Source organism: Alcaligenes sp. NLF5-7, assembly GCF_024266725.1.
GTDB classification, from domain to species: domain Bacteria; phylum Pseudomonadota; class Gammaproteobacteria; order Burkholderiales; family Burkholderiaceae_B; genus Alcaligenes; species Alcaligenes phenolicus.
Genome location: NZ_CP100755.1, coordinates 3060075 through 3071419, shown reverse-complemented (window position 1 = coordinate 3071419; position 11345 = coordinate 3060075). Strand labels below are relative to the sequence as shown.

Here is an 11345-nt window from a genome sequence, read left to right as displayed (position 1 = left end):
AACACTAGCGGATTAAAAAAAACAGGCTTACACACTGCTCATTTGCATGGCAGCGTCTACGTCCACTGCCACAATTCGGGATACACCTTGCTCTTGCATGGTGACCCCGATCAGTTGTTTGGCCATCTGCATGGCAATTTTATTGTGAGAAATAAATAAAAACTGGGTTTGGTCACTCATGCTAGCCACCAGATTGGCATAGCGTTCGGTATTCGCATCATCCAGTGGCGCATCCACCTCGTCCAGCAAACAAAAGGGCGCGGGATTGAGCTTGAAGAAGGCAAAAACCAGCGCTGTCGCCGTCAATGCCTTTTCACCACCAGAGAGCAAATGAATCGTGCTATTACGCTTGCCTGGTGGCTGAGCCATGACCTGCACCCCAGCTTCCAGCACTTCATCGCCCACCATCGTCAGTTTAGCCTCTCCACCACCAAATAGCCTTGGGAAAAGCTCGCCAAAGTGCTGATTAACGATGTTGAATGTTTCCATGAGCAACTGGCGCGTCTCGCGGTCAATCTTGCGAATTGCATCTTCCAGGGTCTCGATGGCATCACTCAAATCTTTATGCTGAGCATCCAGATAGGTCTTGCGTTCCTGGGCCGTAGTCAGCTCCTCAAGGGCCGCCAGGTTCACCGGACCCAGGCCTTCAATCTGGCGCGAGATACGCTGCACTTCAGACTGCAACCAGCCCACACGCTGCCATTCCGGTGTCTTTTCCTGTAACAAGCTCCACAGTTCGGAACGGTTCACCTTTCTGCTGTCCAGCTGTTCAGCAAACTGTTCGACCGCCAGACGCGACGCTTGTTCCTGCAACTGCAATTCAGTGACTTGCTCGCGCAAGGGTGCCAGATTCTTTTCGTTCTCGGCACGAGCCTGTTCATGCTCACGCAATTGGGCAGCCAGCGTATCGAGTTGAATTTTTGCCAGACGAACGGCTTCTTCACGTTCGGCACGCAACTCCAGGGCATCTTGCAAACCGGCTTGTGCAGCGGAAGCATCCAGATCCAGCAGTTCGCCTTGCAAACCTTCCAGCTGACCGGCTGTGCGTTGTGCCTGCTCCTGCGCCAGGGCCAGATTGCGCTGCAGTTCGGCCATGCGCTGCACCAAAGCACGCTCGGCAAACTGGGCATCATGCACGGCGCGCTCACGCTCGTGTACGGTACGACGGGCCTGTTCTGCCTGTTCAGCGCCCTTCTCGCCTTCCATCTGCGCTTCGGCAAACACGCCCTGATGTTCAGCCAGCTCTACATCCAGCGTTTCAAAGCGGGCCTCGAATTCCTCGCGGTTCGCCTGCAGCTCTTCGCGCTGTACTGCCAGTTCTTCCAGCTCTTCGTTGATGCGGCTACCACGCTCTTGCGACTGCTGCGCCTGTTGGGCCAACTTGGAGTGCTCCAGCTGCACATCGTGCATCCGAGCTGTCAGCTCGCCCACGCGGGCTCGGGCCGGAACCAGGCCGTTACGCACTTGCTGCAAGGCCATTTCGGCCTGGGTGCTGGTATGGCCCAGTTCATCGACAATCAGTTGAGCGCCGCGCAGCTCGCGCTCCAGATGAGCAATTTCCTGCTGACGTGCCAGCATCCCGGCTTGTTCGGAGTCGGGTGCATAAAAGCGAATGCTGTGCTTATCCACCAAATGGCCGTCACGCACCACGATTGCCATTTGATCTGTCAGTTGATCGCGCAAGCTCAGGGCCTGCTTCAAATCCTGACAGACATAAACCTGGTGCAACCAATTATCCAGCAAGCTGCGCAAGCCACCCTCTTGCTGTCGCAACACCGAAGTCAACAAGGGTAAATCCAGGACAGGCTTGGCCGGCGCTCCCGCTTCGGGCAACTGATAAAAACTTAAACGGGCCGGTGGTGCATCACTGGCGAAAGCTGCGGCCATATCCAGGCGGCGCAGCTCCAAGGCCGTCATGCGCTCGCGCAGCACAGCCTCCAGCGCGGTTTCCCAGCCTTTTTCCACGTCCAGGCTTTGCCATAGACGCTTCATGCTCTCCAGTCCATGCTTGGCCAGCCAGGGTTCCAGAGTTCCCTTGCGCGCCACATCCTCCTGCAAACGACTCAAGGCCAGATGACGTGCTTCCAGGCGGGCCATATCCTGCCCGCCTTGCAAGGCTTGCTCCTGCGCCTTCTTGCGCTCCTCTTCCAGTCGAGGAAGTTGGGCTTCCAGTTGCTGCATATGCTCCTGAGCTTGCTGCAACTGGTTTTGCAGCATGTTCAGATCGCCTTGCAGGCGCTCCAGATTGTCCGGGTCCGGAGCATTAAGTTCGCGCAACTCCTGTTTCAAGCGCTCCTGACGCTGCTCCACGCCTTGAATCTGGCGGTCGGCATCACGCTGCGATTGCGCAGCCAGGGCCAAGTTCTGTTCCAGACGCGCCAAAGCCATGCGCATTTCGTCCCGACGCTGGGCCTGTTCGCGTACACGCAGCTCCAGATCGGGCAAGGCGCCTTGCGCCTCCTCCAGCAGAATCTGTAATTCTTCCAGCTTTACCGCGGCTTCTTCGCGCTGCTGCTCACTGTTTTCCAGTTCTTGCTGGCAATGTTCTTGTTGTTCAATCCAGTCATGCTGCTGTTGTTCCAGTTGCTCACGGCGCTGCGCCATGCGGCTGCGCGAATCCAGCACGTGGCGGATTTCCGCTTCCAGGCTGGACACTTGAGAGCCGGCCTCATACAACTGGCTCTGCGCCAGATGCAAGGCATCGCCTGCCTGTAAATGAGCTTGTCGCTGTGACTCCAACGTGGATTCGGCATGCCGCAAACCGGCAATGGATTCTTCCAGCTTGGTCTGAGCCTGTTCAATTGCCAGGAAACGGGCTTTTTGATCGCTCTGTGCATTGGACTCTTTCAGCAGCCACAGCAGGTTTTGCTTGAGCTCACCGTCTTGCTGCAAATCACGATACTGACGTGCCACTTCGGCCTGCGCCTGCAATTTCTCCAGCTGCGCATCCAGTTCTCTTTGAATGTCTTCCACACGCAGCAGGTTTTCACGAGTATCGCGCAAGCGGCTTTCCGTTTCGCGACGACGCTCCTTGTAGCGCGATACGCCCGCGGCTTCTTCCAGAAACACACGCAGCTCTTCCGGCTTGGCTTCAATCAGGCGGTTGATCATGCCCTGCCCGATGATGGCGTAACCCCGCGCCCCCAAGCCCGTACCCAGGAAGATGTCGTGAATATCACGCCGACGAACCGCCTGATTGTTCAGAAAGTAGCTGCTGGTCCCGTCCCGGCTCAGGACACGCCGTACCGAGATCTCGGCATAGGTGCTCCACTGACCCGAGGCCCGCCCTTCAGAATTATCGAAAACCAGCTCAACCGATGCGCGGCCCGCCGGTTTGCGTTGCGAGGAGCCATTGAAAATCACGTCCTGCATGGACTCGCCACGCAGCTCGGAGGCTTTGCTCTCGCCCAGCACCCAGCGCACCGCATCGATGATGTTGGATTTTCCACAGCCGTTGGGCCCGACAACGCCAACCAACTGACTGGGAGTTGGGATGGAGGTCGGGTCCACAAAGGATTTGAAACCAGCTAGTTTGATCTGGGTTAGACGCACAGGGTAGAAGTCAGCTCAGAAAAGACCAATTTGAACAGGCGCACAGGCGCATCTTGATCTGCCCGGCACCGCGAGTCGTATGATACCGCAGCACCTGCCACCCACAGCAAAACACGCCAAAAAACAAATGAAAACCACGGCACGGCTGCTGGGATGATAAGGCAGTAAACTCCCCCTTGCCGTCAAGTCCTGTTTACCCTGCTTGGCAAGCAGGACAAGAGTGTCAGACAGGGCATTTACAATAGCGCTTTGCCAGCGCCCGCCCGGCCAGAAAATCCGCGCAGACAGATAGCCGCAATGAATTTCTGATACCACTGCCCCCGCAGTCCCTGTTATTCTTGCTCCCCATCTCTCTTCGTAAATTTCACACCGGCTCAGGCTTGGTCAGAAAAACCATGAGGAGCCGCCTTGAAAAAGCTCCCCAGGCCTGACACCTGGCTTTGATTCGTGCTCTGCAGTCCCGAGACTGCACCTGTGGGCACACGTATTCGGGATGTATTTTGAATAAAGGATTTTATCTGGTCATGGCCGCGCAGGCATTGTCGTCAGTTGCCGACAATGCCTTGCTGATTGCCGCCATCGCCCTGATCGCTGACCTGCACGGACCTATCTGGATGGTCCCCATGATGAAATGGTGGTTTGCGCTGTCCTACGTGCTATTGGCCGCTTTTGTAGGGGCCTTTGCCGACTCGTATCCCAAGGGCCGGGTGATGTTCGCCACCAATGCCATCAAGCTGATAGGCTGTATGTTGATGTTCTGCCACCAGTACTTTGGCATGAACGACTCCCAGCAGCTGGTTCTGGTCTTTATCTCCTACACCCTGGTAGGTATCGGTGCTGCTGCCTACTCTCCCGCCAAATACGGCATCGTCACCGAAATGCTCAAGCCCGAACAGCTGGTCAAGGGCAATAGCTGGATTGAAGGGCTGACCGTTCTGTCCATTATCGGCGGCACCGTGCTGGGCGGTATTCTGATCAACCCGTCGATCGCCAGTTCACTGGCCGAACACCCACTGATTGCACCTTTGGCCCAGACGCGTGCCGAAGTCGCTATCTTGCTGATTTCCTTTATCTACCTGTCGGCAGCGCTGTGCAACCTGCTGATTCCCCGCACCAATATCGACTACCCGCCCCAACAAAAGAACCCCATTCTGCTGCTCAAGGAATTCCGTACCTACGTACATATTCTGTGGCGTGACAAGCTGGGCCAGATCTCGCTGGCAGTAACCACTTTATTCTGGGGTGCCGGTGCCACGCTGCAATTCATTGTGATCGAATGGGGCGCTCAGCATCTGGGCTACCGTCTGGACCAGGCCTCGGTTCTGATGGGCGTGGCCGCATTGGGTACGGTCTTTGGCGCCGTTTTTGCGGCCCGCGTTCCCTTGAAGAAATCACTGGCCGTTCTGCCAGTGGGCGTGGCAATGGGCTTTGTGGTTCTGCTCATGCCTTTGGTGCACGAGAAATGGGCGGTCTACACCCTGCTGATGGGCATCGGCGGCTTGTCCGGCTTTTTCGTCGTTCCCATGAATGCCCTGCTCCAACATCGTGGCCACGTCATGTTGTCGGCCGGTCATTCCATTGCCGTGCAGAACTTCAATGAACAGCTGAACATTCTGTTCATGCTGGCGCTGTACAGCCTGCTGTTGTGGCTGCGTTTGCCCATCAACTACATCATTGTGTTCTTTGGCCTGATGGTAGCGTCCTTGATGACGGTATTCATCATCTGGAAAAACGCCAATCTACGCGCGCATCCCGAGCTGGAAGCCTGCATAGGCCAGGAAGGTCATGGGCAGGCCTTGACGGCCAAGTAAGGGACAGCCCCAAAAAGGCACTACACCCCAAAAGTTGGACATGAATCCAATCTTTGGGGTGTTTTTCCATGATGACGTCTGACGAGGCAACTCAGCGCTAAAAGCCGCCTGCAAGAACTGAGATCAGGACTGGCCCTGCAACTCGCGAAGCAAGGACAAATCCCGCCAGGCATTGGCTTTGTGCTGCGGGCGCAGCAACAGCGAGGCAGGATGATAAGTCACCACCAAAGGCAGGCTACGACCCTGGGCATCGGTATACGTCAGGGCCTGGCCCCGCAAAGCCTCCAGATCTTCATCACGACCACTTAGTGCCACCGCCGCCAAATGGCCAACGGCCAGCAAGCGACGGGGCTGTACCAAGCGAATTTGTGCATCCAGAAAGGGACGACACGCGGCCAGCTCTTCTTGGGTGGGTGGACGGTTGCCCAAGGGGCGGCATTTCACCAGATGCGTTTTATAGACCGAAGCATCAGGAATCGCGCTGTTAAGCATGGCTTGCAAAAGCAGACCGGCTTTGCCATCAAAAGGCTGGGCGCTGCGATCATCGCTGGTGCCCGGCGCTTCACCAATAATCATCCAGTCCGGCTCGGACAAGAGCTCTGAACCAAATACCACTTGAGCGCGGCCCGTATGCAAACCGCATTCCTGACAAGCCTGTACCTGCTCCAGCAAGCTGGCCATATCCTGGGCTTTTTCGGGCTGAATCAGTACAGCAGGCCGCTGCACGACCTCCTCCACAGGAGCCGCTGCAACAGGTCGAGCGCCGGATTTACGCAAAACTGCTAGCGCCTGATCACGCGCCGACATGGCATCAGTAGCCGCTGCGGGAGCTGAAACAGGCGCAGGGCTGCCTGCATCATCCAGATTTCGGCCTGCCAACTGAGCCGTCTGCGGTGACGCTGCGGCCTCTTGCGCAGGGGCTGCGGTATTGGCGGCGGATTGCACCAGAGGTTGTGGCTGCGGCAGACGCGCCAGAAAAGCACGCTCCAGCCCCAACTCCAAAAGCCAGGTGCGCTGCAAAGGAGAGATAGGCTGAAAATCGATCATGCCCCTGCCTTGCTGGCCAGATTCAGACTCATCAAGACCGCGTCTTCACGCTGTCCATCGCCCAGCGGATAGTAGTTTTTACGCAGACCATCCGCCTTGAAACCGTACTTCTGATACAAGCCAATAGCTGGCGCATTCGAGGCCCGCACTTCCAGAACCACGCGCTCCAGTTGATGCTGACGAGCCCACAGCAGGCCGTCATCCAGCAATTGCCGAGCCAGACCGCGCCGCTGCTGTTCAGGGGCCACCCCAATCAGCAAGAGTTCGATCATATCGGGAGCTTGCAGCCAGATGGCATAGCCTTGCACCAAGCCTTGTTTGTGAATGATCCGGGAGCAGTACGCGCTATTGCCCAGGGCATCCGTGAAGTTGCCAGCCGTCCAGGGATGGCTTTCCACACGACGTTCAATATCCAACACGGCGGACACATGCCCGGCCTGCATGGCTTCAATTTGTAGAGGTTGATCCAGAGCCGCAGGGTTTCCGCCCAGGCCCTGCTCACGCTCCTGGATGGTGTAGGCGACTTTCTCGCGCACATACAGCGGCATGGCCAGATCCGGGGAGATCCCCCGTCCTTCATCCAGATCATGCAGAGCCAAATGCGCCACGCTGGCACCTGTTGCACGCCATGCCTGACCCACTTCCCAACCCTGTGCGAGCACAGCTGGGGCCAGATCAGGAAACTGCTCCAATGCGTCACCGACGACTTGAATAGGCTGCTGCTCTGCGATCAAACCCTCAGCCTGCAAACGGGCGATCCAGGTAGTGACCTGCGGGGCATCCAGCAAGACCGGGCTTTGCAGCACAGACCAGGACTTCTCAGCTGTCCAGCAGTACACAGCCGCGTAGACCTCTTGCATGCGCGCATCCTGTGCCACCACATAGGCGGTGCCCTCTACAGGCGTACCGCAAGCAGCAGCCGCCAATAAGGACGAGACCGGCAGCACCGGCAAGTCCAAGGCAAAAGCCATACCTTGAGCTACACCACAGGCCACGCGCAGGCCGGTAAAACCACCAGGGCCTTGGCCGAAAGCAATCGCCGTCAGAGCGTGCCTATCCAGACCCGCCTGCTCCAGCAGTTGCTCGGCCATGGGCAAAAGGCGTTCGGCATGATCGCCAGTCCCCTCGTGGCTCAGCTCCACCAGCGAAATACCCGCTTGGGTGCGAGACAACAAGGTCAGTTCACAGAGATTGGAGGAAGTCTCCAGGGCAAGAATATGTGCATCCATCGCGCTATTTTAGTTTAAGCAGACTCAAAATAGGCAGCTCCCTGGGATCGGACAAGGACAAAGCAGTCCACCATGGAATTTCGGGTGTATTTGCCCTCTGGCCGCTCTTTTTTTGCCCTGACTCAAGCCGGGCTGTCAAACTATTTGCCACCATATAATCTTCTGTGAAGCCAGTCCAAATCCGCTGCAAGGCGCATAAATAGTACAAAACGCTTAATGTGTAATATTTTTCTACACCCCCCTATACGCGGTTTCTGATGCCTGTTACATTTTCGCTATGAATACGCCGACCCCCCCCCTCACCCGCAAAATCCTTGTCGTTGACGACGATCCCCGGCTGCGCGATTTATTGCGCCGCTACTTGTCTGAACAAGGGTTCAACGTTTTCGTCGCCGAAGACGGTAAAGAAATGGCCAAACTCTGGCAACGCGAGCATTTCGATCTGCTGGTACTGGATCTGATGCTGCCAGGCGAGGATGGCCTGTCCATCTGTCGTCGGCTGCGCGGCGGACACGACAACACTCCCATCATCATGCTCACAGCCAAGGCCGAAGAAATCGACCGTATCGTGGGCCTGGAGATGGGTGCCGATGACTACCTCATCAAACCTTTCAACCCCCGCGAACTGCTAGCCCGTGTCAACGCTATCTTGCGACGCCGTGGTACCGAGGAACACCCCGGCGCACCTAGTCAGGAAAATGAATCGATCGAGTTCGGCCCCTATGTGCTGAACCTGTCCACACGAACACTGACACGCAACAACGAAGTCGTCCCCATCACAACGGGCGAGTTCTCCGTGCTGAAGGTGTTTGCCCGTCATCCCAAGATCCCCTTGTCGCGCGACAAACTGATGGAACTGGCGCGTGGCCGCGAATACGAAGCTTTTGACCGCAGCCTGGACGTGCAGATTTCGCGTCTGCGCAAGCTGATCGAACCCAATGCCTCCAAGCCCGTGTTCATTCAAACGGTCTGGGGTCTGGGCTACGTTTTTGTTCCAGACGGCGGTAACTGACCTTGTCTTCCGGTCAGCAAGAAGGGCGGCCCGCCGTGGCCGCCCAACGCCGAGCAACAAAAAACTCAAGTATCCGGCTGGGTTTATTCAGCCGGTCTTTTTTATTGCTCGCAGCGTTGATGCTCGTCAGCCTGGGTGCCTGGCTGCAAGTATTCTTCAGTATGGAAGAAGGCCCACGCGCAGCCCAAATGGCGCAGCGCGTGGCGTCCATTGTCAGCATCACCCGCTCGGCCCTGGTGTACGCGCCCCCGGCGGTACGCCCTGCCCTGTTGCTGGATCTGGCCACCAAGGAAAGTCTGCGCGTACAACCACGCGAGAACACGGACGAACTGGAACCCCTGCCGCGCTCCAACTACTGGCAGCACGTCTCTACCGAAGTGCGTGGCGCACTGGGCAGCCAGACCTTGATCATGTGGTCGGTCAACAGCGTGCCGGGCATCTGGGTTTCCTTTGATATCAATGAAGATCAGTATTGGCTGGTCTTTGATCGCGAACAATTAAGTCTGACTGCCGGCGTGGAATGGCTTGGCTGGGGCGCTACCGCCTTGCTGCTGGCCTTGATTGGTGCCGCTGTCAGTGTGCGTTTTGTGAACCGGCCTTTGGCTCAGTTGGCCAAAGTGGCTCAGCAACTGGCCCGTGGCGAGACCCCAAGTACCCTGCCTGAAAAAGGTCCGGTTGAAATCCGCGACATGAATATCGCCTTTAACCGCATGGCGCGCGACATTCGCCAGACGGAGGCCGATAGAGAAATCATGCTGGCCGGTATTTCGCACGACTTGCGCACACCGCTGGCGCGCATGCGTCTGGAAATTGAATTAAGCCAGGTCTCGGACGAAACCCGCGCCGCCATTGACGAGGACCTGGCCCAGATTGACCACAGTATTGGTCAGTTGATGGAGTACGCCCGTCCCGCTACGGCAGTCCCTGAACATGGCATTGATGTTTCCGCCGTGCTCAATGACGTCTACGAACGCGAACGCACGCATACAGAATCGCTGGGTGGAATTTTGACGGCCTCCGTCGAACCCAATCTGTATGCTCGCATCAGCGCGCACGACTTGAAGCGTATCGTCTCCAACCTGATCGAAAATGCCCGTCGCTATGGACGCAGTCCTGAGGATGATCGGGCACGCATTGAGCTGTCGGCGCATCAGCATGGCAATATTCTGGTGATTGCCGTCAAGGATCAGGGAGCCGGTATTGAAAAGGGCGATATCCAGCGCCTGCTGCGCCCCTTCTCGCGCGGCGTCTCTGCACGCACAGGCGTCAGTGGCGCAGGCTTGGGACTGGCTATTGTGGAGCGTTTGCTGGGACAAGTCGGAGGTCACTTCGAGCTGGTCAGTGCGCCGTCCGAGGGCTTGACCGCGCGCATTCAATTGCCCCGCATCCGTGCCAGTCGTAATGCACCTGGAACGCAAGGCGATAAAGACACCAAAGCCATCTGAGTACCTTGAGCCTTAGGCAGGGGATAGCCCCCCTTGCCCAAGGCCGGGTTCAGTCCCAAGCCGATCAAGCACGGTACAACAGGGCGACTGAGGTCACCGCAATCCCTTCCTGGCGTCCCACAAAACCGATCGCCTCGTTTGTTTTACCCTTGATGTTCACACTGCCGGGTTCCAATTGCAGATCGGCCTCGATATTGGCCACCATCGCCGGAGCATGTGGTGCGATCTTGGGTTTTTGCGCATGAATCGTGGCATCCACATTGCCTACCAACCAGCCCGCCGCGCGTACCTGCTCATAAGCATGACGCAGCAGCACTCGACTATCGGCACCCTTGTATTTTGGGTCCGTGTCCGGAAAGTGACGCCCAATATCTCCCAGACCCGCCGCCCCCAAAATCGCATCGGTAATGGCGTGCAGCAAGGCATCGGCATCCGAATGCCCCATCAGGCCATGCGTATGCGGAATGGTGACGCCGCCCAGAATCAAAGGCCGGCCTTCGCACAGCACATGCACATCAAAACCTTGTCCTACGCGAATCGGCATGCTCATAACCATTTCTCCATCAATTCAAAATCTTCAGGCCAGGTGACTTTAAAATTCCGCGCCGAACCCAATATCAATAAGGGTTGGCTGCCCGTCAACTCCATGGCGCTGGCCTCATCCGTCACCGCAAAACCCTGTTCTTTAGCCGCTAGCAGAGCCTCACGCAAAGTATGGGCAGGAAACAGCTGGGGAGTCTGCGCTAACCACAGTCCATCTCTGTCCACTGTTCCCTGCACCGCGACCGGCTCGGCGGGCGTTGCGCGCTTGACGGTATCAGGCACGGGTAAAGCCAGCAAGCCACCGCGTTGCGCCTGCAAGCAGGCATCAATCAGGCGCGCCAAAGCCTTCCTGGGCAAACCGGGACGAGCAGCGTCGTGAACCAGAGCCCAGGCTTGTTCGTCCTTATCCAGGCTCTGCAAGGTATTGAGCACCGTTTCTGCTCGCGTTTCTCCACCACAAGGCAGACAAATCGTGCGCGGCAAGCCTTCCAGGGCGGCGGCGGCCCAGGTATCACCGGGGGCCACGGCCACCCGCACCTGGCTGATGCGCTCATCAGCCAGCAAAGCCTGTACCGAGCGGCGCAACATGGGCTGCCCACCCAGCAAACGGTATTGCTTGGGCAAGCCTTGCGCCTTCGTGGCAGAATCCAGGGCGCGCGAGCCAATACCGGCGGCTGGAACAATTGCAATCAAGGTAGTCTTCATA

General features: G+C 57.3%; 8 protein-coding genes. 3 read left to right on the top strand and 5 right to left on the bottom strand.

Annotation, left to right across the window (positions count from 1 at the left end; translation table 11 throughout):
• Positions 1-27 precede the first annotated feature (27 nt).
• Positions 28-3552 carry a chromosome segregation protein SMC gene (gene smc / locus MID00_RS14115; RefSeq protein ID WP_254498968.1) on the bottom strand — a complete coding sequence of 1175 codons (3525 nt, stop codon included), beginning with the start codon at positions 3550-3552 and terminating at the stop codon, positions 28-30.
• 500 nt (positions 3553-4052) lie between these two features.
• Here smc and lplT point away from each other — a divergent pair, with 500 nt between their 5' ends.
• On the top strand, positions 4053-5363 hold the full coding sequence (gene lplT / locus MID00_RS14110) for a lysophospholipid transporter LplT (RefSeq protein ID WP_009456657.1): 1311 nt from the start codon (positions 4053-4055) through the stop codon (positions 5361-5363).
• 123 nt (positions 5364-5486) lie between these two features.
• Here the strand turns inward: lplT and MID00_RS14105 are convergent, their stop codons facing one another.
• Complete coding sequence (locus MID00_RS14105; RefSeq protein ID WP_254498967.1) at positions 5487-6410, bottom strand: uracil-DNA glycosylase; 924 nt, start codon at positions 6408-6410, stop codon at positions 5487-5489.
• A complete protein-coding gene (gene tsaB / locus MID00_RS14100) occupies positions 6407-7639 on the bottom strand; it encodes a tRNA (adenosine(37)-N6)-threonylcarbamoyltransferase complex dimerization subunit type 1 TsaB (RefSeq protein ID WP_254498966.1) in 1233 nt (410 codons plus the stop codon). The genes MID00_RS14105 and tsaB overlap by 4 nt, the downstream gene beginning before the upstream one ends.
• A 277-nt stretch (positions 7640-7916) precedes the next feature.
• Between tsaB and ompR the strand changes: the two genes are divergently transcribed.
• Together ompR and MID00_RS14090 are read left to right on the top strand one after the other, a co-directional pair.
• Positions 7917-8651 (top strand): two-component system response regulator OmpR, encoded by a 735-nt coding sequence (ompR, locus tag MID00_RS14095; protein WP_003801024.1) that lies wholly within the window; start codon positions 7917-7919, stop codon positions 8649-8651.
• 35 nt (positions 8652-8686) lie between these two features.
• Complete coding sequence (locus MID00_RS14090) at positions 8687-10096, top strand: ATP-binding protein (RefSeq protein ID WP_128831615.1); 1410 nt, start codon at positions 8687-8689, stop codon at positions 10094-10096.
• A gap of 64 nt (positions 10097-10160) precedes the next feature.
• On the opposite strand, the gene ispF is transcribed toward MID00_RS14090, so the two are convergent.
• Both ispF and ispD read right to left on the bottom strand, forming a co-directional pair.
• A complete protein-coding gene (gene ispF, locus MID00_RS14085; RefSeq protein WP_021446886.1) occupies positions 10161-10646 on the bottom strand; it encodes a 2-C-methyl-D-erythritol 2,4-cyclodiphosphate synthase in 486 nt (161 codons plus the stop codon).
• Positions 10643-11344, bottom strand: a complete 702-nt coding sequence (ispD, locus tag MID00_RS14080; protein WP_009456665.1) for a 2-C-methyl-D-erythritol 4-phosphate cytidylyltransferase — start codon at positions 11342-11344, stop codon at positions 10643-10645. Before ispD ends, ispF begins: the two co-directional genes overlap by 4 nt.
• Between the last annotated feature and the right edge of the window lies 1 nt (position 11345).

What these genes read in the sequence shown, in the direction of transcription:
- ompR (WP_003801024.1), top strand. Translation starts at nt 7,917, where the DNA reads ATGAATACGCCGACCCCCCCCCTCACCCGCAAAATCCTTGTCGTTGAC.
- ispF (WP_021446886.1), bottom strand. Translation starts at nt 10,646, where the DNA reads ATGAGCATGCCGATTCGCGTAGGACAAGGTTTTGATGTGCATGTGCTG.
- ispD (WP_009456665.1), bottom strand. Translation starts at nt 11,344, where the DNA reads ATGAAGACTACCTTGATTGCAATTGTTCCAGCCGCCGGTATTGGCTCG.
- tsaB (WP_254498966.1), bottom strand. Translation starts at nt 7,639, where the DNA reads ATGGATGCACATATTCTTGCCCTGGAGACTTCCTCCAATCTCTGTGAA.
- MID00_RS14105 (WP_254498967.1), bottom strand. Translation starts at nt 6,410, where the DNA reads ATGATCGATTTTCAGCCTATCTCTCCTTTGCAGCGCACCTGGCTTTTG.